Origin of the sequence: Salinivibrio sp. MA440, assembly GCF_001996265.1 — a bacterium.
GTDB classification, from domain to species: domain Bacteria; phylum Pseudomonadota; class Gammaproteobacteria; order Enterobacterales; family Vibrionaceae; genus Salinivibrio; species Salinivibrio costicola.
The window spans coordinates 23510-48993 of record NZ_MUFI01000027.1; the positions used below are offsets into that span (position 1 = coordinate 23510).

Annotated in this window: 22 protein-coding genes; 13 read left to right on the top strand and 9 right to left on the bottom strand. The window is 49.3% G+C overall.

What is annotated here, in order from left to right; translation table 11 throughout:
- The first annotated feature begins 50 nt into the window (after positions 1-50).
- The 10 genes from BZG80_RS09760 (at position 51) to gspS2 (ending at position 11613) form a co-directional block, all read left to right on the top strand.
- Positions 51-1043 (top strand): ABC transporter permease, encoded by a 993-nt coding sequence (locus tag BZG80_RS09760; RefSeq protein ID WP_025673154.1) that lies wholly within the window; start codon positions 51-53, stop codon positions 1041-1043.
- Positions 1040-2068 carry an ABC transporter permease gene (locus BZG80_RS09765; RefSeq protein ID WP_077677030.1) on the top strand — a complete coding sequence of 343 codons (1029 nt, stop codon included), beginning with the start codon at positions 1040-1042 and terminating at the stop codon, positions 2066-2068. Before BZG80_RS09760 ends, BZG80_RS09765 begins: the two co-directional genes overlap by 4 nt.
- Entirely contained in the window at positions 2065-3054 is a 990-nt protein-coding gene (locus BZG80_RS09770; protein WP_077461207.1) for an ABC transporter ATP-binding protein, read from the top strand. Before BZG80_RS09765 ends, BZG80_RS09770 begins: the two co-directional genes overlap by 4 nt.
- A 27-nt stretch (positions 3055-3081) precedes the next feature.
- Entirely contained in the window at positions 3082-4077 is a 996-nt protein-coding gene (locus tag BZG80_RS09775; RefSeq protein ID WP_077461206.1) for an ABC transporter ATP-binding protein, read from the top strand.
- Between the two features lie 20 nt (positions 4078-4097).
- Positions 4098-6134 (top strand): glycoside hydrolase family 9 protein, encoded by a 2037-nt coding sequence (locus tag BZG80_RS09780; protein ID WP_158011544.1) that lies wholly within the window; start codon positions 4098-4100, stop codon positions 6132-6134.
- Positions 6134-8098 (top strand): beta-N-acetylhexosaminidase, encoded by a 1965-nt coding sequence (locus tag BZG80_RS09785; protein WP_077679236.1) that lies wholly within the window; start codon positions 6134-6136, stop codon positions 8096-8098. The genes BZG80_RS09780 and BZG80_RS09785 overlap by 1 nt, the downstream gene beginning before the upstream one ends.
- Positions 8099-8207: 109 nt before the next feature.
- Entirely contained in the window at positions 8208-8975 is a 768-nt protein-coding gene (miaE, locus tag BZG80_RS09790; RefSeq protein WP_077679237.1) for a tRNA isopentenyl-2-thiomethyl-A-37 hydroxylase MiaE, read from the top strand.
- A 350-nt stretch (positions 8976-9325) separates the two neighbouring features.
- Positions 9326-10276, top strand: coding sequence for a transposase (locus tag BZG80_RS09795; RefSeq protein WP_077679238.1), 951 nt, complete (start codon positions 9326-9328; stop codon positions 10274-10276).
- A gap of 648 nt (positions 10277-10924) precedes the next feature.
- Positions 10925-11236, top strand: coding sequence for a YciI family protein (locus BZG80_RS09800; RefSeq protein ID WP_077461202.1), 312 nt, complete (start codon positions 10925-10927; stop codon positions 11234-11236).
- Positions 11236-11613 (top strand): type II secretion system pilot lipoprotein GspS-beta, encoded by a 378-nt coding sequence (gene gspS2, locus BZG80_RS09805; RefSeq protein ID WP_077679239.1) that lies wholly within the window; start codon positions 11236-11238, stop codon positions 11611-11613. Before BZG80_RS09800 ends, gspS2 begins: the two co-directional genes overlap by 1 nt.
- Here gspS2 and BZG80_RS09810 read toward each other — a convergent pair.
- The 8 genes from BZG80_RS09810 to BZG80_RS09845 form a co-directional block, all read right to left on the bottom strand.
- A complete protein-coding gene (locus tag BZG80_RS09810) occupies positions 11606-12274 on the bottom strand; it encodes a TIGR01621 family pseudouridine synthase (RefSeq protein WP_077679251.1) in 669 nt (222 codons plus the stop codon). The genes gspS2 and BZG80_RS09810 overlap by 8 nt on opposite strands.
- Before the next feature lie 223 nt (positions 12275-12497).
- The gene (locus BZG80_RS09815; protein WP_077679240.1) at positions 12498-13502 is read right to left on the bottom strand and encodes a substrate-binding domain-containing protein; all 1005 of its coding nucleotides are present in this window, start codon (positions 13500-13502) and stop codon (positions 12498-12500) included.
- Positions 13503-13536: 34 nt separating this feature from the next.
- Complete coding sequence (gene rbsK / locus BZG80_RS09820) at positions 13537-14466, bottom strand: ribokinase (protein ID WP_077679241.1); 930 nt, start codon at positions 14464-14466, stop codon at positions 13537-13539.
- Positions 14467-14552: 86 nt separating this feature from the next.
- Entirely contained in the window at positions 14553-15446 is an 894-nt protein-coding gene (gene rbsB, locus BZG80_RS09825) for a ribose ABC transporter substrate-binding protein RbsB (RefSeq protein WP_077576641.1), read from the bottom strand.
- Positions 15447-15844: 398 nt separating this feature from the next.
- On the bottom strand, positions 15845-16834 hold the full coding sequence (rbsC, locus tag BZG80_RS09830; RefSeq protein WP_021023174.1) for a ribose ABC transporter permease: 990 nt from the start codon (positions 16832-16834) through the stop codon (positions 15845-15847).
- Positions 16831-18336 (bottom strand): ribose ABC transporter ATP-binding protein RbsA, encoded by a 1506-nt coding sequence (rbsA, locus tag BZG80_RS09835; RefSeq protein ID WP_077679242.1) that lies wholly within the window; start codon positions 18334-18336, stop codon positions 16831-16833. Before rbsA ends, rbsC begins: the two co-directional genes overlap by 4 nt.
- A 23-nt stretch (positions 18337-18359) precedes the next feature.
- The gene (rbsD, locus tag BZG80_RS09840) at positions 18360-18779 is read right to left on the bottom strand and encodes a D-ribose pyranase (RefSeq protein WP_077576639.1); all 420 of its coding nucleotides are present in this window, start codon (positions 18777-18779) and stop codon (positions 18360-18362) included.
- Between the two features lie 425 nt (positions 18780-19204).
- Entirely contained in the window at positions 19205-19429 is a 225-nt protein-coding gene (locus tag BZG80_RS09845; RefSeq protein ID WP_077679243.1) for a hypothetical protein, read from the bottom strand.
- 815 nt (positions 19430-20244) lie between these two features.
- Between BZG80_RS09845 and BZG80_RS09850 the strand changes: the two genes are divergently transcribed.
- From BZG80_RS09850 to BZG80_RS09860, 3 genes are all read left to right on the top strand, one after another.
- Complete coding sequence (locus BZG80_RS09850) at positions 20245-21465, top strand: aldose 1-epimerase family protein (protein ID WP_077679244.1); 1221 nt, start codon at positions 20245-20247, stop codon at positions 21463-21465.
- A 636-nt stretch (positions 21466-22101) separates the two neighbouring features.
- Complete coding sequence (locus tag BZG80_RS09855; protein WP_077679245.1) at positions 22102-22719, top strand: GGDEF domain-containing protein; 618 nt, start codon at positions 22102-22104, stop codon at positions 22717-22719.
- Positions 22720-23059: 340 nt separating this feature from the next.
- Positions 23060-23653: an outer membrane beta-barrel protein gene (locus BZG80_RS09860; protein WP_158011545.1), complete on the top strand. Its 594-nt coding sequence runs from the start codon at positions 23060-23062 to the stop codon at positions 23651-23653.
- Between the two features lie 104 nt (positions 23654-23757).
- Here the strand turns inward: BZG80_RS09860 and BZG80_RS09865 are convergent.
- A partial coding sequence (locus BZG80_RS09865; RefSeq protein WP_241833894.1) for an Hsp70 family protein occupies positions 23758-25484 on the bottom strand: 1727 nt, incomplete at its 5' end.

Sequence of the window (25484 nt, forward strand, 5' to 3'; positions counted from 1 at the left end):
ACGGTGTTCACGCCACGAACATCACCACTTCGCTGTGTAAGGTGTGGGTTATGGGTTATTTTTTCCGACGGCTAACTTTTTACATGATTGCCCTTTTAGTGGCAGCAACACTCAATTTTATTATTCCTCGAGCCATGCCCGGTGATCCTGTCACCATGATGTTTGCCAACGCCTCGGTGCAAGTCACCCCAGAGCGGATTGAGGCAATGAAACAACTGCTGGGCTTTGTCGATGGCCCCCTCTATATGCAGTATTTCACTTACATGAAAAACGTGCTGAGCTGGGATTTAGGGACCTCCATCCAATTTTATCCATTATCAGTTAACGAGTTGCTGGGCAAAGCGTTTGGCTGGTCACTGTTTCTCGCCGGCAGTGCCGTGCTGCTCTCTTTTTCACTGGGCTCGATTTTGGGCATTTTTGCCGCCTGGAAACGCGGCGGGAAATACGATGCCATGATCACCCCTGGCATGCTGATTATCCAAGCGGTACCGCAAGTGGTCATTGCAATGCTCGCGCTGTTTATTTTCGCGATTGGGTTGAAATGGTTTCCGACCGGATACGCCTACACGCCAGGCGTCACGCCCGACTGGACCAGTTGGACCTTTATTAAAGATGTGGCCTATCACGCCGTACTCCCGCTTTTTTGTGCTTCCATCATTCAAGTGGGCGGCTTTTTGGTCAACATGCGCAACAACATGATTAATCTGCTGGCGGAAGACTACATCACCATGGCGCGCGGCAAAGGGTTAAGCGAAAACCGCGTGGTCTTTAACTATGCGGCCCGTAACGCGCTCTTGCCCAGTGTCACTGCGCTGTCGATGTCGCTGGGTATCGCCATCGGTGGCCAGCTGATTGTGGAAATTATTTTTAACTATCCCGGTCTTGGCTCGGTGCTTTTGAATGCGATTAACGCGCGAGATTACCAAGTCCTGCAAGGCCAGCTGCTGATTATGACCTTATTTATGCTCTCGTTTAACTTAATTGCTGACATGCTGTACGTGGTGCTTGACCCACGCCTGCGAACCGGAGGAAAAGAATCATGAAAGATCTCCTCACGCTTATTGTGCGCAACAAAATCGCGCGCGCGGGCTCCATCATTGTCGGCTTATTTATCTTAATGGCGATATTCGCCCCACTGCTAAGCCAGCATGCACCTGATAAACGCACCGGTAACCCGCATGAATACCCAAGCTTTGTGGTTAAAGCCGCACAAGCCAACCCAGATGGCTGGGTCGCCACCCACTTAGCAGACCATCCTCGTACCTTGTTAATGTCAAAAGACGCGGAGCATGCCCTCGGCACCACCCGTATGGGCCGCGATGTCTGGTCCCAGTTACTCCATGGTGCTCGCGTTTCACTGGCAGTCGGTTTTGGCGCCGGGATCACCGTGTGTGTACTCGCCACCTTAATTGGCATTACAGCCGGCTATTTAGGCGGTTGGGTTGACGATGTACTCACCGCCGCGATGAACATCATGTTGGTGATCCCGCAATACCCACTCTTGTTCGTGCTCGCCGCGTTTATCGGCGAAGCCGGGCCGCTGACGATCGCCATCATTATTGGCTGTACCTCCTGGGCGTGGGGAGCACGGGTGGTTCGCTCACAAACTCTTGCCCTGCGCGAAAAAGAGTTCGTGAAAGCCGCTGAAGTGCTGGGCGAGTCGCGCTTTCGCATCACCTTTGTCGAGATCTTGCCTAACCTCGTGCCCATTGTCGGCGCCAGCTTTATTGGCTCAGTGATGTATGCCATTGCCATGGAGTCAATTATTTCCTTCTTAGGCCTTGGCGATCCCAACACCATCAGCTGGGGGATCATGCTCTACAACGTACAAACCTCTTCGTCCATGCTGATTGGCGCGTGGTGGGAGCTGCTCGCACCTTGTATTGCGCTGACCTTACTGGTGACGGGGCTTGCCTTGCTCAACTTCGCAGTGGATGAAATAGCCAACCCGCAATTACGTGCGCAAAAAGGGATGAAGCGCTGGAAAAAACTTAACCAGCAAGAGAAGAAAGCCCGAGACGAGAATCCCGTTGCCGAACACATGCTGATCAGTGGAGATAAATCATGAGTCGCACCCCACTTATCTCAATCCGTGATCTGTGCGTGGACTACATTACCGATGCCGGTGATGTCCGAGCCTGCGATCACGTCAGTTTTGACATCGCCCCCGGTGAAGTATTTGGCCTGGCTGGCGAATCGGGATGCGGTAAATCCACCGTTGCCTTTTCGCTGATGCGTCTGCATAAGCCACCCGCATTTATCACCGGCGGCGAAGTGCTATTTAACGGCGAGAATATCCTCAACTATAGCGATGCCCGCATGCGTGATTTTCGTTGGCGAGAAATGTCGATGGTGTTTCAAAGCGCCATGAATGCCCTCAATCCCGTGCTGACGCTTGAAGATCAATTTTGCGATGTATTAATGCGTCACACCAATATGACCCGTAAACAAGCGGTCAATCGAGCGCAAGGCTTGCTGGAAATTGTCGATATTCACCCCAGCCGCCTGACCGATTATCCGCACCAGTTTTCGGGCGGGATGCGTCAGCGCTTGGTAATTGCCATTGCGCTAGCCCTCAACCCGAAAATGATCATCATGGATGAGCCCACCACCGCATTAGATGTGGTGGTGCAGCGCGAGATCTTACAAAAAATCTACGCGTTAAAAGAAGAGTTTGGCTTTTCGATTCTGTTTATCACCCATGACTTATCGCTCATGGTCGAGTTTTCCGACCGGATAGGGATCATGTATTCCGGTGAGCTGATTGAAGTCGCGCCGTCCAAACAAGTACTTACCAATCCCTATCACCCCTACACCGAAGGGCTGGGCAGCTCATTCCCCTCACTCACCGGGCCCAAGCGCCAACTGGTGGGTATCCCAGGTAATCCGCTCAACTTACTCGAAATCCCGACCGGCTGCCGCTTTCAAGCACGTTGCGCGCAAGTGCATGAACAGTGTCGAACCACCCAAACCGTGCTGCGCCAAATCGAACCAGGCCGTTATTCCAACTGCCACCTATACGACGGCGAGCCGATCGCCCAACAAAAAGTCTAATATCGTGCCAATGAGAGGAAGTCAGTGATGAGTACAGGTCTTGGAGAACTGCTGGTTGAAGGGAAAAACGTGGTGAAAGATTTCCCCATTAACAGCCACGCCCTTAAACAACCCATGATGCGAGCGATCAATGATGTCTCGTTCAAAATGTACAAAGGCCGTGGGCTTGCGGTGGTGGGTGAATCAGGCTCGGGCAAATCAACCACTGCGAAAATGATTGCAAAAATGTACGCCCCGACCGACGGCTGCATTGAATACCGGGGCCGCGATATCACCACCATTAAAAAACGTGATGAGCTGATGCGCTATCGCGAAGGCCTGCAAATGGTCTGGCAAGATCCCTTTGGCTCGCTCAACCCCACCCATAATGTGTTTCACCATATTGCGCGTCCGTTATTGATCCACAAAAAAGTCGCCAAGCGCGACAAAGCCCAATTGAAAGAACGGGTGTTCGAGCTGCTCGAGCAAGTGGGCCTCACTCCGGCCAAAGAAACGGCGGAGAAATTCCCCCACCAGCTGTCGGGCGGCCAGCGTCAGAGGATAAACCTAGCGCGTAACATCGCCGTGGGCGCGGAAGTGGTACTCGCCGACGAACCCACCTCGATGCTGGATGTGTCGATTCGTGCCGGCGTACTTAACCTCATGGAAGAGATGAAAGTGGAGAAGCAAATGTCGCTGCTCTACATCACCCATGATATCGCCACCGCGCGTTACATTGCCGAAGACTTGGCAGTGATGTACGTCGGCCATATGGTCGAATGGGGGGACACCGAAGAGATTATTCATCGCCCTCAACATCCTTACACCCAGCTTTTGGTCTCAGCGGTGCCCGACCCCAGCAAATCCATTCACGAGGAACTAAAGGGCAACAAGGGTGAGATCCCACTGTGGACACCAGATTCCGTCGGCTGCCCTTTTTCCGGCCGCTGCCCACATGCCACCGCTAAATGCACCGAACAGCTACCCGGCGTGACCAAGCTCGCCGACAACCACTATGTGCGCTGCTATTTGTACGAGCAATAGCGACCAATAAGGATACCATCATGCAAGTGCTGACCAATCACATCGGCTACTCGTTACACGGTGACAAATACGCGGTGATCGTCAGTGACAGCGAATCCCTCACCGGCGCGCCCGTGGCACTGATTTCCCTGCCTCCTCTTAAGGGGACAGGCACATTTAGCACTGCCGATAAAACTGCCTCCTCTTCCGGGGACAGGCACTTTTCTTCTGGGGACAGACACTTTAACGAGGCCGCAGAAAGTGCAAACAATTTTACCGGGACAGGAAAAAGTACCGGGACAGACACTTTTGTTCGTGGGACAGACACAGCACCACTCGATAACGTGGTCGCGCAGTTTGAATTACACCAAGGAACACAGTTAAAAAACTGGCAGATGGGCACGGCTTATACCCTCGATTTTTCTGCCTTTGCGCATCGTGGACGCTATCAACTCGTGCTGTTAACAGACACACCGGTATATTCCCATCCGTTTGAGATCCGAGATGATTGCCTATTTCACACCACGTTTTCTGATCTGCTCCATTACTTTAAATCGCAGCGGTGTAGCGGTATCTATGAACACGCGGATCAGCGCGCCAAGGTATTTGGCGCTGATGAACGCGTGGATGTAACCGGCGGTTGGTACGATGCCTCTGGCGATGTGAGCAAATACCTGAGCCATCTTTCCTATGCCAATTACTTTAATCCGCAACAAATCCCGCTGTTGGCTTGGGGGCTGGCCGATCTTGCCAGCCAATTTAGCTCGGACACGCTGTCTGCGTTTATGCGCACACGCTTAGCTGATGAAGCGAAACACGGCGCCGATTTTCTTCTCCGTATGCAAGACCCCAGTGGCTTTTTTTATATGACGGTGTTTGATCAATGGTCGAAAGATCCGGAGCGCCGCACCCTTTGCGCTTACGCGACGCAAGATGGGGTGAAGAGTGAAGCTTACCAAGCCGGCTTTCGTCAAGGCGGCGGCATGGCGATTGCAGCCCTTGCCGCCGCAAGCAGAGCCTCACTTTGCTCAGAGCATGACCAACAAGCACGCTATTTAGACGCTGCCATTCGTGGCTACTGGCATTTGGTTGAACATAACCATCACTACCTTGATGACGGTGAGCCCAACATTATTGACGAAACCTGCGCCCTTCTCGCCGCATGCGAGTTGCATCACGCCACTCGGCAATCTACTGGGCAATCTACAGGGGACAGTCACGCTTATTTAACGGGACAGGCACCTTTAGGTTCTGGGGACAGACACATAGGGGATTCTGGGGACAGACACATTAGTGCGAACGGTGACTGTCCCTTTTTGATCGAGGCACGAGGTTGGATGCAAAAGCTGGTCGCACGGCAACGCAGTGATGAGACTTGCCAATATTATTGGTCGGCCAATGCCGATGGGAGCCGCCCGTTTTACCATGCCGCTGATGCAGGTCTGCCCGGGTTGGCGTTAGTTCGCTATCTCGATGTAGAAACCGAACCCAGTCACCAGGCTATCGCGCAAACAGCACTGGAACGCGCCTGCCAGTTTGAGCTGAGCCTAACACAAACCGCCGATAATCCATTCGCGTATCCGCGTCAGTACGTCAAACCCGTCGATGGCGTTAAACAGGTGCGTCACTTTATTCCTCACCACAATGAAACCGGCTATTGGTGGCAAGGCGAGAATGCACGCTTGGGGTCACTGGCGACCTTTGCGTGTCATGCCACGCGCCATATTCAAGACGATGCGCTAAATGCTGCTCTCCACACCTTTAGCCAACGGGCGCTTAATTGGATCCTCGGTTTAAATCCATTTGATATCTGTATGCTCGATGGGCATGGCCACAACAACCCAGATTACCTACCGCACTTGGGCTTTTTTAATGCCAAAGGGGGGATCTGCAATGGCATTACCGCAGGGATGGAGGATGAAACACAGATTGCATTCAACCCCGCGCCATATTGCGATGATATGGCGCAAAACTGGCGATGGGGCGAGCAGTGGTTGCCACATGCAAGCTGGTTTATGCTCGCCATCAGTGCGCAAACGCTGACTGGCAACGGCCACTCGAACAAGGAGAACACGTGATGACTTACCGCCTCGATCTTAGTGTGATCAACGAGTATCCCAATGACACTCCACCGCGCAGCCGAATAGGGTTAACCTTGCATAATCTCACCGACTGTCCCTTAAATCAGCTGTCTATTGCGGTACTGTTTGATCGCTTCATCAACGCCAAGACCCTGTCACAAGGCAGCATCGAGCAAGTTGGCAGCTATTGCGTCATTACACCGGAGCATCAAACACTCGATGCCAATCAGAGCTTATACATCGAGTTTGATGCCCACACGCCGCCATTACGGTTCCTTTGTGCGGGCTTTAAAGATGCACTGCTCTATGCCAATGGCGAGCAATATTCAGTGATGCTCACTCCCATTAACTTGGCACACACTCATACCACACGATCAACGATTCCAGATGTTCATCCCGCCGAGCACGCCATTATTCCGGTGCCCAAATCGGTGCGCCACCAGCCAGGATACTTTACGCTTTCACCCACAACACCGTTAATCGCGGTGGATCCACAGGCCCTTCCCGCCGCGCAGTGGCTAAGCAACGAATGGGTTCGCATGTATCCGCAAGCTGATATTGCACTCGACCCACGCCATCAAGATGCGGTCACTGGCGATCATGCCATTATCTTACGGCCTTTACCCGACTCTGCACTTCGAGATATCACACACCGTGATGAGGCCTATCAGCTCACCGTCACCGACCAAGGCGTGGTGATCCAAGCCTGTGCTGAACGCGGGTTTATTCACGGCTGCGCATCGCTGTTACAACTTTGCCAAGAGCAAAACACACAGCTTCGAATACCGGCAATCAAAATCAGCGATGCACCACGCTTTGCTTACCGAGGGATGATGCTCGATTGCGCGCGCCATTTTCATTCGGTGGACACGGTAAAGCGACTGATTAACCAGTTAGCCTATTTTAAGTTCAATACCTTTCACTGGCATTTAACCGACGATGAAGGCTGGCGACTGGAGATTAAAGCTCTGCCTGAATTGACGCGCTATGGGAGTCAACGCGGCCCCAATACCCGCCTTGCTCCGCAATTCAGTCATATTGCAAAACGTCACGAAGGTTATTATCGCCAAGAAGACGTACGTGACGTGATTGAATACGCCGCAGCCCGTGGTATTACCGTCATTCCTGAAATTGATATTCCCGGCCACTGTCGCGCAGCCATCAAAGCGCTGCCTGATTGGCTACACGATGCCGACGACCGCTCGACTTACCGCAGCGTGCAGCACTACACCGATAACGTATTATCGCCAGCCCTCGATGGCACGTATCGATTTTTAGATACGGTATTAAGTGAAGTCGCCGAGCTTTTCCCCGCCTCATGGGTCCATATTGGCGCCGATGAAGTCCCTGACGGGGTATGGACGGATAGCCCAATTTATCGGGACAGACGCATGAACGGAGAAACGACCGCTTCGCTACAGGGACAGATACTGACCTATGCTGAGCAAAAGCTTCGCGCCTTGGGCAAACGTATGGTTGGCTGGGAAGAAGTGCAGCACGGCGATAAAGTCAGCAAAAACACCGTGATCTATTCATGGCAAAGCGAAGACGCCGCATTGCATTGTGCGCAGCATGGATTTGATGTGATTTTAACCCCGGGTCAAGCGACCTATCTCGATATGGTGCAAGATTATGCTGCCACCGAGCCCGGGCTCGACTGGGCGGGCGTCACACCATTAGAAAAAGCCTACCAATATGAGCCGCTGGCAAGCCTCGCCAGTGACGATCCTGCCCGTGATCATATACTAGGCGTACAATGTGCACTCTGGAGTGAACTGATCACCAATCAGGACAGGCTCGATTATATGGTGTTTCCAAGGCTTACCGCCATTGCGGAAGCGGCTTGGAGCCACAGTGAGCGCCGTGACTGGCTCGATTATCTGGCCAGACTCAAAGCGCAATTACCGCGTTTAGACAAATTCGGTATTCAATACCGTTCCCCTTGGGCATCGAACAAGTAGGCCGAATTCGCCCACCTGGCAGTGCTTCCTGCGCTGCCAGCTCTTTGCGCTCGCATCCCATCTGTTTATAATGCCCAGCCATTGTTGTCAGTCTGAGAGTGTTTTCGGCATGCTACGCCAAGAAATTAATACCCTACTCACCCCTATTCATGGTTTTCTGCACTGTCATACGCCCGACAGTTGGATTGAACACGCCATCAAGCCTGACAACCAATCGATTCTTCTGCGCGACCACGCCAACTGCGAATTAAAAGCCAGCCAAACCGCGATGTGGCTGATCCGTAAATATGCAGTCGACGCGGCGAGTGGCGAGCAACTGCTGGCATGGGCCAAACCCTATGAAGACTTTGTTTATCGCCGCATTCGCGATGGGATATTCCACGCGCGCAAAAACGGCCTCAGCGCGCCTTTAACCCCTAAAGCCGGCTTTGCCCACGGCCAAGCCTTGATTGATAAAATGGTCCGGTTAATCAAAGAAGAGTTTCATCATTTTGAGCAAGTGATTGAAATCATGGACGCACGCGGTATTCCTTATCAACCGTTAGAAGCAGGTCGCTACGCCAAAGGATTAATGCGCGCGGCACGTACTCACGAACCGGCAACCTTGGTCGATAAACTGATTATTGGCGCCTACATTGAAGCACGTTCCTGCGAGCGCTTTGCTAAAGTCGCCCCGCACCTCGACGATGAACTGCAAAAGTTCTACATCTCGCTACTGCGCTCGGAAGCACGCCATTATCAAGATTACCTGACGCTTGCAGAAACCATCGCCGGCGAAGACATTCGCGACCGTATCCAAACCATCGGCGAGCGCGAAGCCGAGTTGATCCAAGCGCCCGACAACCAATTCCGCTTTCACAGCGGCGCCCCTGTCTAACTTCTTATGGCAGCTTCTCTTTGTGGGGACAGGCACTTTTATTCAACGTGATTTCCTGCGGGGACAGGCACCTTTACACATGTCTCTACTAAGTTTCCTTTCCAGGGACAGGCACTTTTAGTTTTCGCCGGATACAAACACCTCTTGGTGACTGTCCTGGTAGTTTGCGGTCCTAGTAGTTTGCGCCTGTCCCCGTTGTTTACTAATCGGGACAGACGCCTTTAGTAACTAACCAATCTCACAGTTACAGTACTTCTTGTACTGTCACGAAAAACCAGGCCAGAAAAGATGATGACTGTTCATTTATACAGTACCTTTTACATACACCCATCTACCAAAAGGGACTGACGATGACCAAAGCTCGCGCATCTTTAGTGAACCTATCAGCCACACCCTATTATCATTGCGTCTCACGCTGCGTGCGCCGCTCTTTCCTGTGTGGCTATGACGCTCAATCGCAAAAAAGCTATGAGCATCGTCGCGCATGGATAGAAACGCGTTTACTTACACTAGCCAAAGCTTTTTGCATCGATATCTGCGCTTACGCCATTATGAGCAATCATTATCACGTTGTCCTACATATCAATGCAAAAGCCGCCCAATCCCTGACAAATATCGACGTAATTGACCGCTGGCTAGCCTTTCACCAGGCTCCGGTACTCATCCAACGTTTTCGTCAGGGAGAATCTCTCTCCAAATCGGAGTACAAAGCGTGCTGTCGGATCATTGAGAACTGGCGCGAGCGTTTGATGTCTGTCAGCTGGTTTATGAAGCTGCTTAATCAATATATTTCGACGCAAGCGAACCGAGAGGATCAATGTTCAGGGCATTTTTGGGAGGGACGCTTTAAAAGCCAAGCCTTATTAGATGAAAAAGCACTCGCTGCGGCGATGGCCTATGTCGATTTGAACCCAGTGCGAGCAGGTATCACCAAACAGCCTAAACAAGCCAATTACACATCGATTAAAAAGCGCGTTGAATCACTCAAGCAAAATAAAGCAACACCAGCAGGCTTATTCGCCTTTGCAGGAAATCCGAGGAAATCTATGCCCGACGGCATTCCGTTCCGGCTAATGGACTATTTAGCACTTGTTGAATGGACTTGCCACAAGGGACAAGAAAGGGGCTCAAATCAGCGGCCTCCCCTACTCACACGACTGAATATGTCGAGTGAAACCTGGCTGACCACATGCGCTCATTTAGAGTGCGGAAATGTTGTAGGCTCACTGTCGAGTATCCAAGCCGTATTACCGACACTGGGCCTAAAACGCATGACAGGCGTCATGATCCCAAATCGTTGAGGCAAGCACTAAAACACGCATCAATGCGTAAAGGAATCGTCATACTAGCCCGAAGATCTACCCTACCCAATAAGCCAGCACCATTATAAACACGAACAAAATACCTACCGCTTTTAAGAGCGGCTTTAGCCCTTTGGACCCACCTTCTGGGGACTGATTACAACATCCCATATTACCTCCTCATCGTTATTTCCCCAGGATAAACCCTCCAGTTACAGGAAGGTAAAGGCATGTTCGGATTTTAAAGAGGTAATATTTCATTAGAGATTTTACTAGGACAGAGATTTTACTAGGACAGGCATCTTAACAACGGCTTGCTGGTTACTAGTGGTGACTGTCCCGGATAAAGCGGTCCCGGATAAAGCGGATAAAGCGAAAAGGGGATCTTGTTGGTGATCTTGTTGGGACAGGCACATTAGCAATGCTGATAATTGTCCCATATAGCACGCTAGATGGAACAATCGCAGACAAGACATAAAGTGTCAGACGTAATGCGTCTGTCCCAACAAAAGACAGCTAATCAAAAGCGCCTGTCCCACCAATGTTGATGTTACCAATGTTGTCCCGCCAATGTTTTCTAATACGCTGTACTCAGAAATCTGGACTCTGTATCCTAGTGGCTATAAACATCTATCAAGGACAACAACGATGTGGTATCTCATTTATTCGCAAGACGTCGAGAACAGCCTACCGCTACGCAAGCAAGCGCGTGACGCACACCTTGAACGCTTACACCAACTGGAAAAAGAAAACCGCTTGATGATTGCCGGGCCAAACCCTGCCGTTGACAGCGACGAGCCAGGCGAAGCTGGGTTTACGGGCTCGACCGTTATTGCCTGGTTTGAGTCACTATCAGCCGCAAAGGCATGGGCCGACAAAGACCCTTATGTAGCCGCTGGCGTTTATGCTGAAGTGACCGTAAAACCGTTCAAAAAAGTGCTTCCGCAGGACCCAGCCTAATGCGATATATAAAAATACTGATGATGGCCTGCCTGGGGCTAGTACTCAGTGCATGTAGCAGCACCCAGCATGACCAAGCCGCAGAAGCCGCAATCCAACGTGCAGACATGATTGCACAGCTACTGCCGATGGATATTGAAGGCTACTCACTGGTTCGAGCACGTGCGCAAGATGCCGTCATCGAGCTGACGCTTCTGGAGAAGAATGCCAAAAAAGCACCAGGAGAGCTCTTTTCCGGCTTAAAACGTCGTTATTGCCAAGATAGCGACATACGAAGTATGTTAGACAGTGGTATCAGCTATACCATTTTGGTTCGCGATACCCGCGGCCGACAAATCCTCAATAACGCTATCAATGCACCCAGCTGTGCTAGCTAATTAAGCACCAAGGCTGCTCCCACTCTACCGGTAAGGCTGGCCACAACTCGCCTTGGCTCGGGGGCAGCACATAGCTGTAGAGCTTGGCTGGCTGATCATCGGCAAAACGACACGTAAATTGCAGCCCATAAGCGTGTAAGTAGCCACGATCGGCAGGCTCGCCGCCATAGTAATCATCACCGATAAGCGGTGAGCCAATACTTTTCATCGCCACGCGAATTTGATGGGTTTTACCCGTGTAAGGCCGACAGAGAAAAAATCGCCGCCCCTCACCGCCTGCAATAGAGATAAAACGCGTCCTCGCAGGGTTATCTTTGCTGGCAAGCAACTTCCAACTGCCTCGCCGACCTTTACCCATATCGCCGACAATCAATCCCTGTTTCTTACGCGGCTTTTTCGCACTTAATGCCAAATAGAACTTTTCTATCTCGCGTGACGCGAACAATCCTGAGAGGACAGACGCCGCATGAGAGGACGTTGCCAGCAGCAGCAAGCCCGACGTCACCTTATCTAAACGATGTACAAGGTAGACCTTCTCAACCCCAATATACGCCGCGACCACAGGCAACAGTGCCGCTTCATCGGTCTCTTTTTGCACGCTAACGCCATGGTGCTTGTTGATCACCACAAAGTGTTGGTTTTGGTCGACAATTGAAAACATAACGAAGGGATTTACCGGTTGGCCATTGAGGACAGGCATCATAACGGCTTCCCCCTCAGCCCGCTAGAGCAATCATAAAAGTGCCTGTCCCCGGTAGCTCGTAAAGTGTCTGTCCCCGATAGCCGCCTCCCTGGCTAAAAGTGCCTGTCCCTGGTAGCTCCGAGAGCAATCATAAAAGTGCCTGTCCCCGGTAGCTATGAATAAAAGTGCCTGTCCCCGGTAGCTAAACCCGCTTCACGCTCTCGCGCACCACCAGCGTTGGCTCGAGCTGCACCGTTTGGCTTTCACTATTAGGGGCATCAAGTTTACTAAGAAGCGTTTCGACCGCTGCTTGACCGAGACGATATTTGGGCTGGTGAATAGTAGTGAGGGGCGGGGAGATAAATTTAGCCAAGTGAATATCATCATATCCAATAATAGAGAGATCATCGGGTACGCAAATCCCTAGCGCGTTAGCAGCATTGATCGCGCCCATCGCCATCATGTCATTGCCTGCAAAAATGGCGGTGGGTAAGGATCCACACTCAGCAATCGCCTGCAAACCTTGATAGCCGCCTTCACACTCAAAGTCCGCTTCCACCATCCAATGTGGATTTTCAGTAAGTCCAGCACCGCGCAGTGCATCTTTAAAGCCTTGAAAACGCATTTGCGCTTGATACCTAACAAGAGGCCCACTGATGCAGCCAATCTGGCGGTGACCACAATCAATTAAGTGCTGGGTCGCTAAATAGCCGCCTTGATAGGAATTGTCTTGGATTTTATCGCAGGCAAAATCAATCGGCCCCCAATCCATCACCACCACAGGAATATCCGGATAACGATCAAAGCCTTCAATCCGCTCCCCTTCCATGGTGGAGCACATCAAAATCAAGCCATCGACCCGCTTTTGCAGCAGCGTATCAATCGAGGCACGCATGCGTTCAGCATCACCTTCCGTGTTGCACAGAATCAAACTGTAGCCATTGTGGTAACAACTGCGCTCGACGCCTTTTACCACTTCACCAAAAAACGGGTTGGTAGAGGTTGTCACCAGCATGCCAAACGTTTTAGTACGATTGACTTTTAAACTGCGCGCCAATGCCGAGGGAGCATAGTAGTTTAGCTCTTTCGCAGCTTGGTTAACCTTCTCAGCAATCGTCTCACTGACATAGCGGGTGTTGTTAATCACATGACTGACCGTCGACGTCGACACGCCCGCCCGTTTGGCTATATCTTTCATGGTCGCCATTTATCGCACTCCGCTACCAAGGTTGAAATGAAGATTAGGCATCTTGATGGGCTAAAAACGCATCGACATCCGCACGCGAGGGAATCGACGTTTGTGCGCCACGCTGGGTGACGGATAAAGCGGCCGCGGCATGCGCAAACCGAATCGCCTGATCAAGTGTCTGTCCCTCTATCAATCCAGTGACGAGTGCGCCATTAAAGGTATCGCCAGCGGCGGTGGTATCCATAGCATCGACAACAAAACCCGGGATTAATCTCCCTTCCTTTCGCGCTTTGTCACTCAGCCACACGCCCTGTTTACCCATAGTGATCAGCACCGTCTCAATCCCTTTTTGGTGCAGCACATTTGATGCCGCTTGCGCACTCTCAGCATCTGTCACCGCAATACCCGTCAGGCTTTGTGCTTCTGTTTCATTCGGCGTGATAATGTCGACCGCCGCCAAAAGCGCATCGCTCAAAGAAGCCGCAGGGGCCGGATTCAGCACCACTTGGGTATTTGACGCTTTGGCATGAAAAGCCGCTTTTTCAATCCCGCACATCGGCGTTTCTAACTGCATCAACAAGTAATCGGCTTGGGCTATCGTATCGAGATCGGCGGTAATGGCCTCCGCTGTCAGCGCCGCATTGGCCTCCGCCGATAACGCGATACTGTTCTCACCTTGATCAGTGACTTGAATCATCGCAATCCCGGTCGGCGTATTCGCCTGTACCTTCATCGCACTGACATCCATCCCCTCTTGCGCATAACACTGACGAATCTGCTGGCCAAAGGCATCGTCACCCACACTGGCAATAAAGGCAACATCCGCACCGCAACGTACCGCCGCCACCGCTTGATTTGCGCCTTTGCCACCCGCAATTACCGCATAATCTCGACCGTGTAATGTCTCTCCGGGGCGCGGAAAACTGGAGACGCGTAAAACATGATCGGCATTAACACTGCCGAGCACAACTAATGGACTCATTACCCTTCCTTACCGTTCAATCAATCGCGCACCGTCCAACACACTGGGCCAGACGGTGCTTATTATTGTATCTTCCCGTGCGACCCTTATTCAGCGATCGTTTCTTGACTGATCACTTTAAGCGGTACCGGAATATAGCTGTCGACTGACTCGCCTTTCAGCACTTTATCCGCCGTTTCAACACCGAGCTCACCAATCATACCCGGCTGCTGAGCGATAGTCGCTGCCAAGTGGCCACGTTCTACTGCGGCAATGCCATCTTTAGTGCCATCAAAGCCCACAATAGTGACATCTTTGCCTGATGCCTGCACCGCACGCAACGCGCCAAACGCCATTTCATCGTTTTGTGCAAACACCGCCTGCACCTCTGGATACGCAGCAAGCAAGTTCTCCATCACATTCAGACCTTTGGTACGGTCAAAATCCGCTGGCTGACTGGCCAGTAACTCTACATCCGTACCTTCAATCGCATCCATAAAGCCTTCACCCCGCTCACGCGCTGCCGACGTACCGGCAATGCCCTCGAGCTGGATCACTTTGGCACGTTCACCGACTTTACCCATGATAAATTCCGCCGCCATTTTACTGCCTTGCGCGTTATCAGAGGCAATATGGCTCACCACCTCCCCACGGCTGGCGCCACGGTCTAGCGTAATCACCGGAATGTCAGCGCGATTAGCAATACGAATTGCATTCGAGACTGCATCCGAATCAGTGGGATTAATCAAGATGGCTTTCACACCACGAATGGTTAAATCCTCCACATTCGACAGCTCTTTACTGGCGTCGTTTTGCGAATCGAGCACCAATAGCTCATAGCCAAGATCTTGCGCTTTCTGCTCTGCGCCTTCTTTCATGGTGACAAAAAATGGGTTGTTTAAGGTTGAGACTACGATCGCCATTCTATCTTCCGCCTGCGCACTGATGCTAAGCGTTGACGACAAAAGCGCGGTGGTAATCAAAGTAGTCAGTTTTTTCATGCTTTCAGTCCTTTTGTGTTTGTAGGGTATTGTTTTTGTTTAGTCATTAAAGAGAAATAAAAGTGCCTGTCCCGCTAACTTACTAAAGCTCCTAGTGCCTAGGACCTAGGCACTGCTTCCTGCTCTTCCCCGTACTCCGTAAGCGAAGCGCTCTGTATTCAGGATCCCGAATACAGATGACGGAATACAGAGTACAGAGTACAGAGAGAGCAAGAGCCCCAATGCAAGCACAATCTGCTCTATCTAGTCTCTAGTTTCTAGTTTCTAGAAGAGAAGCGTCTCGGCTCTTTCCTGTATTCCGTAAGCGAAGCGCTCCGTATTCCCATTCCCGAATGCCAACTTAAAGTGCCTGTCCCGACAAGTTCGTGCCGACAAGCTAAAGTGCCTGTCCCAACAAGCTATTTGTTTTTGTTATCCACCAGCACGGCGAGCAAAATCACCACGGCTTTGGCAATCATTTGGTAGTAAGACGACACGTCCAGCAGGTTAAGGGCGTTGTTCAAAAAGCCGATAATCAGCGCACCAATCAGCGTGCCCATGATCTTACCTTTACCGCCCATTAAACTGGTGCCGCCCAGTACCACCGCCGCAATCGCGTCAAGCTCATAGCCAGTGCCAGCAGTCGGTTGGCCAGAGGACAGGCGTGAGGTGACGATGATCCCCGCCAGCGCGGCAAGCATGCCGCAAAGGCTGTAAACACCAATTTTAATCCTATCGACATTGATGCCAGACAGACGCGCCGCTGACTCGTTGCCACCGAGTGCGTAGATATAACGGCCAAAGCGGGTATGATTAAGCAAGTACCAGGCACCGATAAAGACGATGGCCATCAGCCACACGGGCACGGGAATACCCAATAAATAACCGGTCCCAAACCATGCAAAGGCGTCCGCCGTTTCAGTAAAGCCCGCGGAAATGGGGCGACCATCGGTATACACCATGGTCACGCCACGATAGAGCGTCATTGCGACCAAGGTGGCAATAAACGCCTGCACCTTGCCTTTAGCCACCACCACACCAGTCATGGCACCAATTGCTGCGCCAGCAAACAAGGCCGTGGGCACTGCGATCAACACCGGCACTTCGACCGCTATCAGGCTCGCGGCAAAGGCACCGCACAATGCCAGCACCGAGCCAACACTCAAGTCGATACCCGCGGTTAAAATCACCAATGTCATCCCCACAGCAATAATGGCGTTTACCGAGGTCTGACGCAGGATATTGAGCAGGTTATCGACCATGAAAAAGTTGCTGTTTAAAAATGACATCACCACGATCAGCGCCAACAAGGCGATCAGTGATTTTTGCTCAATTAACCAGGCTTTGCTGAACATAGGTTTGCGTCCATCCTCTGACGGCTGGGACTTATTGACTGCATTTGAGCTCATGCTGCATCCTCATTGGCATCTTTGCCTACCGCACAGGCAAGCAGAGTTTCTTGGTTAGCGTCCTTGGCATCAAATTCACCGCATACGCGGCCTTCGTGCATCACTAAGATGCGGTCACTCATGCCAAGTACTTCGGGCATTTCTGACGACACCAAGATGATGCTCATGCCCTCGGCTTTAAATTGATTAATTAACTGGTAAATTTCTTTTTTAGCGCCAACATCGACACCACGCGTCGGCTCATCCAAAATCAGCACTTTCGGCTTGGTCATCAGCCCTTTGGCGATCGCCACTTTTTGCTGGTTACCACCCGACAAGTTGCCAATAATTTGGTCACGATGTGGGGTTTTAATATTAAAAAGACGAATAAAATCATCCACCGCTATCACTTCATCGCGCGGCTGAATTTTGCCCCAATGGGTGAGCTTATCGAGCGCGCTGAGTGACATGTTATCTTTCACCGACAACCCCAGCACCAAGCCCTCGCCTTTACGATCTTCGGAGATATAAGCAATGCCATTGGCCAGCGCATCTTGTGGGCTGACCGGATTAATCACCTTGCCATCCAGCCGAATCGTGCCTGCCTCGCGCGGCATGGCGCCATAGATAATTTTCATTAACTCCGTACGCCCAGCCCCCATCAGACCCGACACGCCTAAAATTTCACTGCGGTGCAGCTGAAAACTCACCGCTTCCACCCCGTGGCCGCTGACATTTTCCACCTCAAGGCTTATCCCATCAGGGGCGACGTCGCTTCGCGGGTATTGTTCGGCAAGTTTACGGCCCACCATCATCTCAATCAGGCCGTCTTCATCGGTATCACTGACGGCACATTCACCAATAAACTTGCCGTCGCGTAACACGGTGATCCGATCGCAAATCTCAAAAATTTCTTTTAAACGGTGCGAGATATACACAATGCCGCAGCCTTGCGCTCGTAACTCATTGATCACCGCAAACAGCGAAGCCGTCTCAGTGTCAGTCAGCGCATCAGTTGGCTCATCCATAATGATCACCTGCGACTCAAACGACAGTGCTTTAGCAATTTCCACCATCTGCTGCTCGCCCAGGCTAATGCTCCCCAGAGGCGTCGAACCGCGCGCATTGACATTTAACCGCGCCAGCAGCTTATCCGCCTCTTCAACCATTTTGACCCAGTCAATCTTGCCAAAACGATTAGTAAATTCACGACCCAGAAAAATGTTTTCGGCAATGGTCAGCTCTGGGATCAAATTCAGCTCTTGGTGAATAATACTGATCCCCGCTTGCTGCGAATCGCGTGGCCCTTTAAACGAGACAGGTGTGCCTTGGTAATTCACCTCACCGCTATCGGCGTGATAAATCCCGGTTAACACCTTCATCAAGGTGGATTTTCCCGCGCCGTTCTCGCCCAATAACGCCATCACTTGGCCGGGATACACATTCAAGCTTGCCTCATCGAGGGCGCGAACCCCAGGAAAGGTTTTTACGACTTGGCTGAGCTGTAAGATAGGTTGCGTCATCGTGGTTACTCGCTTAGGCCCACCTAAAAGGTGACACCGGCTTGAAAAATCACATTGGCATAAGGCGTACATTCACCGGTGCGAACCACCGCTTGGCTCTGCGCCGTACGTGCTTTAAATGCCTCGTGGCTGATAGTGGTCACCCCTATCGGCTGTTGGCGTGCAGCATTTTCTTGTTCTAATCGCCCAAGCAATGCCTGGTGCAGCGCTGGGCTCACCACTGCGAGCTCTTCCGCAATCACCACAGATTCAATGCAAGCGTGCGTTAACACCGCCTCGACCGTCTGCATAAAGCTCGGCACGCCATCAGTCAGCGCCAAATCAATGCGCGACACCGAGCTTGGGATCGGAAGCCCCGCATCACACACCGTAAACTCATCGGTATGTCCCACTTGCGTAACCAGCTGTGCGAGCTTTGGATGGAGCAAACCATGCTTATTCATTCATCACCTTCTCACTCTCGATTGGATCATTCAGCGCTTACACCCCACTCAACGCGGATACGCCTTCTTTTATCGCGCTTTCTCGCAGAAAACACGCCATCGAAACGTTTCGATATTAAAGAAATAATAAACGGCGATATAAAATTCACCATAAGCAAGATACACAGATGTGAAGCAGATCGACTATTGATATCGCAGTCACTAGCAAAGAGAGGGGAAGATCACACTAGGGGGTTGGGAGAACTAGAGACTAGAGACTAGAGACTAGAGACTAGAAAAAGCCTAGGGGACGGAATACGGAATACGGAATACGGAATACGGAATACGGAAAAAGCGTATCGTGCCTGTCCCCGCTCTTCCCCAGATTACTGAATACAGAGTACAGAAAAAGCAATAGCCCCAATGCGAGCACGAGGCGGCTCGATCTAGTCTCTCGTCTCTAGAAGCGAAGCGTCTCGGTTCTCTTCCTTCTCCGGCTGATCACTCAAACCCGGTACCGCCTGGCAAAATGTGCACTCTTCATTATCCACCGAGGCACCGCCCGCCTCCACATAACGAATCCGGTGACTGCCTTTGTCCCGATTGGCAGATACGGCAAAGCGCCGTTGGTCACGCTCAGGTATCGTCTTTTCTGTGTCATGATCGGCCATGACTTACCTCCTACAAATACCGAGAACCGCCTAGCTGTATGTTAACGGAGCGACACTAAATAGCCTAACCAAAAGTGCCTGTCCCGATAACGCTAGTATTCTGTAAGCGAAGCGCTCTGTATTCAAGATCTCGAATACCGATGACGGAATACAGAGTACAGAAAAAGCAAGACCCCGATGCAAGCGCGATCTGCTCTATTTAGTCTCTAGTTTCTAGAAGCGAAGCGTCTCGTCTCTTTCCCGTATTCTGTAAGCGAAGCGCTCTGTATTCAAGATCTCTAATACCGATGACGGAATACAGAGTACAGAAAAAGCAAGACCCCGATGCAAGCGCGATCTGCTCTATTTAGTCTCTAGTTTCTAGAAGCGAAGCGTCTCGTCTCTTTCCCGTATTCTGTAAGCGAAGCGCTCTGTATTCAAGATCTCGAATACCGATGACGGAATACAAAGTACAGAAAGAGCAAGACCCCGATGCAAGCGCAATCTGCTCTATTTAGTCTCTAGTTTCTAGAAGCGAAGCGTCTCGTCTCTTTCCCGTATTCTGTAAGCGAAGCGCTCCGTATTCAAGATCCCGAGAACCGATGATGAAAAAGTATCGTGCCTGTCCCGATAAATTTCGCCTGTCCCGATAAATTCCACCGATAAATTCCGTCGTGTCATGCTGAACGTGAGTCAGCACTCATGATTAAAAATCAATCAATAGAAATTAAAGAGCTGAATCACAAGGTCCCTTTCAGCAATTTGCCTGTTCAAATAATAAGCGTAGCCTTTGGCTGAAACGATTCAGCCAAAACATAAAAAAGAGAGGAACTACGATGAAAATCAAAAAAACCCTAGCGACTGTTGCCCTACTAGCACCTGTTTACGCCCTTTCAGCAGAGTTTGTACTCACCGACAGCGCGACTAACACCTACGTGGACCAGTGGACAACATCTGCTCAAAAGTTAGGAATGAACACAACAGCCCCCTTTTCTATTGAAAAAAAACGACTTAATACAGGTAAACAAAATGGCGTGGATATTATCACCATCGATAACGGTGAATTGGAGCTGACTCTTGTACCGACTCGAGGCATGGGTATCTATCAGGTACGCAAAGACGGTAAGCGAATTCTTGGATGGGATTCACCCGTCAAAGAGATAGTCAATCCAGCTTTTATTGATCTTGAAAGCAGAAACGGTCTTGGCTGGTTAGATGGTTTCAACGAAATGCTTGTTCGCTGTGGTTACGAATGGACAGGCCACCCTGGTGTTGATGACAATGGGCAATTGCTCAGCCTTCATGGACGGGTTCAAAACACTCCCGCTTCATTGGTGAAAGTCGAAATAGACGATGAAGCCCCACATACAATTACTGTCACCGGGGTTGTTGCAGAGAGTACCTTTAAAAAATCAAACCTTTCGACAGAAACACGTTTGAGTATCATTCCTGGCGAAAACTCCTTCTCAATAAACGACACGCTCACCAACAAAGCTGATTACGACGATGAATATCAAATCATCTACCACTCAAACTTTGGTAAACCCATCCTAGAGAAAGGCGCCAAAGTCCATGCCGCAGCAAGTGAAATATCTCCATTTAATGATTATGCAAAAGATGGACTCAAAAACTGGCAGACCTATTTAGGGCCAACAAAAGATTTTGACGAAATGGTATTTAATTTGAAGCCCATTAGTGACCCAGAAGGCAACTCTCTTGCTGTTTTACACAATAAAGATGCCGACTCTGGTGTTTCGATGCGGTTTAAAACCGATCAGCTCCCAGTATTAACAATTTGGAAAAACACTGACACATTAAAACAGGGCTACGTGACGGGGATAGAGCCCGGTACAAGCTATGCGTATAATACAAAATACCAACGGCCGCTAGGCCTTGTGCCGACCATAAAAGCGGGCGAACAGAAACATTTCGATCTTGAGTACACCGTGTTAACGAATGCGGCAGACGTCAGTCAAGCCGTCGACCATGTTGCGAAAATAATGAAAAAACAAAAAACCCATCTGAAATCAGAGCCTTTAGTAGATCTTAGCCATTAAAGAAATGGTATAGTTTTTCGTTATCAAAAGTGTTCGGCTTTGCTCACGCTTGGCCGGACACTTTCCACCTAAAAAAATACTATGAAGTTCGTCTAGGCGTGCTTTTTACACGGCTGTTATCATAGACCCTTATAATGATCTCACATCGCTCGTTTCTATCGGTAGATTTCAAAGTCGTTGACCACATCGCACCATAAGCGCCTATCCCACGAACGCTAATGTAATTACTATACTATACTGATTTTTCTAGTTCCTCGAAGGATAACGCCTCTTCATTCTCGCCATAGGGTTCTTAAAATGCATGCTGCTTCAAACTTTCAGCGTGCTGCATAAATAGACAGACCCCAACTGATAATCTATAATTCTCTCAATAGGAGTCATACTAAAGAATTAGACGCATTGCCACTAACCTTAACATAACAACGAAGTCACATAGGAAACAAACCGTAACAATTTTGTACACAGAACTGGTTAACATGCAAATCAAAAAACACACATGTCTCAATAATGAGACATTACTAATACTTGAACATGGCGCATTTTGAGTAGATTATGGTCAACAAAAATTCTCAAAGCAAAATAACGGTTTGTTTATAAACGTTTGTTTAAAGCGTTTACACACCATGAGTTGTTACTATGACTAATATTCCGGCAGAGTTAATACCTCTTATAATATTCATTACACTAATAGCCCTTCTCGCTCATAAATTCAGCTTAAAAATAGCAATCAGCCGAAGGACGAGAGAGCTAGAAGAAGCAAACGAAAAGCTGGAAGAATTATCAATTACTGATAGTCTCACAGGATTAAAAAATAGACGTTACTTCGGGGAGTTGATGAGTGAGTTTAATGGCTTGGACCGGGTTGGTCTCTTAATCCTAGATATAGATAACTTTAAAGCCATCAACGATCGTTTTGGACATAATGTCGGCGATCGCGTGATTCAGTATGTGGCAGAAATCCTTAAAAGAGTATCAAAGAATGGAGAGATAATCGCTCGGATCGGTGGAGAAGAATTTGCGGTAGTTACTCGATTTGATTGTTTCGACGCAGCCAATGCTTACGCGCATGAGATTGTTACACTAATAGAAAAGAGCACACCTTTTTTCCTATCGGATCCCGAGCGAGTTACGGTAAGTGTCGGTCTACGTTTCTACAACACAAAGACTCAAACGCTTGCACTTGAAGAAGCAGATGCATTGTTATATCGTGCTAAGAGAGAAGGAAAAAATAAAGTTGTTGCCGAATATGATTGACAGCCATATCTTTCATAGTTAAATCTCCCCTCCTAAGATACACCTCTCATAAAAAAGCACCAAAAGGCTAAGTGGCTTACCTACTACAGATCGCCGACTTAATATTTCTACCTTCCTGGCTAAATTCTTACTGATAGCGAAGACCAGAGCCTGCTTAACACAAGTGATAGCGTTTGATGACTGCGAATACACATATTGACGCCAATGCATATAGTTTATCCTATCAATAGTGTTGGGCTGATAAATTAAAATCAAATATGGATCTCAATGGTCAATAAGAAGCGTTGCTATTTTTATATAGATGTATAGAATTCCTCGCCAAATATTAGGGGAGTTTGATATGCGTACAATTTTTACCTTATCTGTTTTGGCGCTTTGCTTATCATCTCAAGCATTAGCGAGCACAGACGAACAAAAGCGCCACAAACCAATAAAAGACATCTATGCTGGCGTGCAGGCTGGGCAATCGTCAGTCGATTGGGATATCCTTGATCAAGCCCAATCACAAGGCGCCAGTGTTGATAAGACCGCCTTTGCCTATAAACTTTACACAGGTTATCGTTACAAAAATGCAGCGATTGAATTTGGTTATTCGGACCTTGGCACCATTGATGGCAACGCACCAGGCATAAACGCCGAAGCAGAAGCCGACACTTATAGCTTGTCAGCCATTGGCTTTATACCCATGAATAATGAACTATCTTTTCATGCAAAATTCGGCTTTCATGCATGGGATTACACCCAGCGCGCACATTGGTCTAATGCATTTTCTACCGGGCATGCCAGCTACTCCGACAGCGGTAAAGATCCCGTCTATGGCATTGGTGCGATGTATGATCTTGGAAAATATCGTTTCCGTTTAGAAGCAGAGCGCTATGAAATTGATAAAGCCGACATTGACTTTATCTCTGCCGGCGTTGCGTATAAGTTTTAACCGTTAAGACACTGCCAATTCTTACTACTTATTTGCCAATACTGACTCGCTATTAAAGATTAGGGCACGTATATGACGTGCCCTTTCTTTAAATTACACCTAGTTTAATCATATTGGTCAGCCAATATTGTACTAATATGTTGGCGGGATTTATCAATATAGCGAGTATCTTGTGTGCTCAATGCGTCTTCAAACGAGATAAGTAAGCCTTCTATTGATTTTCGGGCATAGCCTAACTGTTCTTCATAAAGCTTATGCAGCTGGTTTAGCATAACAATATTTACCATCTTATCTCTCGGATGAACTTTTAGTTGACTTAACTTTTCTCGACTCTCTTTTAACTGCGTCTCACTGATACCTGCAGGGCTAATATCGATGATTTTTTCAACCTGAATGGGCTTATCTACTACATCAACATCCACAGCTAACAACCCGTTAACGTCGTAACTAAAACGCACGTCAATGGGGTGATTTTCTGAACAACTTGATACATCAACCGCAATATTATCAATATGGATATTATCTTTGGCCCAAAAAGACTCACCTTGATAAATTGAGATGATAATCTCATCTTCGGCATCATCTTTGGTGTAATAGCGTTGCACACGAGAAGTCGGTACCGTGGTATTTCTATCCAAAACAGGACTAAAAATATCTGACTGCCCATTGATTTCAGCAGCAACGCCTAAACTGTATGGACACACGTCTGTCATGACGAGATCATCAATAGCTTTATGCTTCAGCCGGTACGCTGCTTGCGTCGCCGCTCCTAAACAAACAATTGTTTCTGGATCAAGATCACGAGGCCCAAACCGATTCAACAGACGCGTTGCCATCTTTTGCACATGCGGCAGTCGACTTGCGCCTCCGACAAAGATAACGTCATCAATCTCGCTAACATGCACGTTCGCATCTTTTAACGATTGTTTGAGAGGCTGTTTAAGCTTTCTTAGCGTACTTCGCCAAATCGTATCGAGGTCGTTTTCAGAAAAGTATAGACCTCTTTCTATCGCCCCACATGCATTTTTAAAGGTATACGCAATACGCATCGATTTACTGTAATGCGTCTTTGCTTTCTCACAAGCCTCATAGATCGTTTGCATCTCTTTTAGGCTAGTTGTTTCTCGCTCGCCGCCAACGCGCTCCAATACTACATCGACTAAATCTTCAGTAAAATCATCGCCACCCAGTCGATTATTCCCCGAAGACGCAAGGACCTTTATGATGCCCGCCGTGTATTCGACGAGACTCACATCAAATGTTCCCCCGCCTAAATCAAACACCAGATACTGCCCGTGATCTTTTTGCTCAACATGATAAGCGAGTGCGGCAGCCGTTGGCTCATTGATCAATCGTGCCGCATTGAGGCCGGCCATATCCGCCGCTAGTCTGATTTCTTTCCGTTGTTGATCGTTGAAATAGGCGGGAACAGAGACAACAACATCGACCACCTCAACACCTAAATAACTTTCCGCATCTTTTTTTAATGCAGAAAGAACAATAGAACACAGCTCTCGCGGATTAAAATATTTATCCGCCAAACGGTACGTTTTACTGCTCCCTAGTGATCGTTTGAACCTACTGACTGTACATTCAGGATGGGTAAATTTACGATAATAGGCCGCTTTCCCTACCAAAATATGGCCGTTATCGTAACTGACCACAGAGGGCGTTAAATATTCACCGAGCGCATTGGGAATTAATATGGGTTTATCGTCTTTCCATACGGCAATGCTACTATGCGTGGTGCCTAAATCGATACCAATTGCATATTCTGTCATAATTATTTTTAGATAAATGATCGATGTCGGTATAATACCGCGTGTATAAC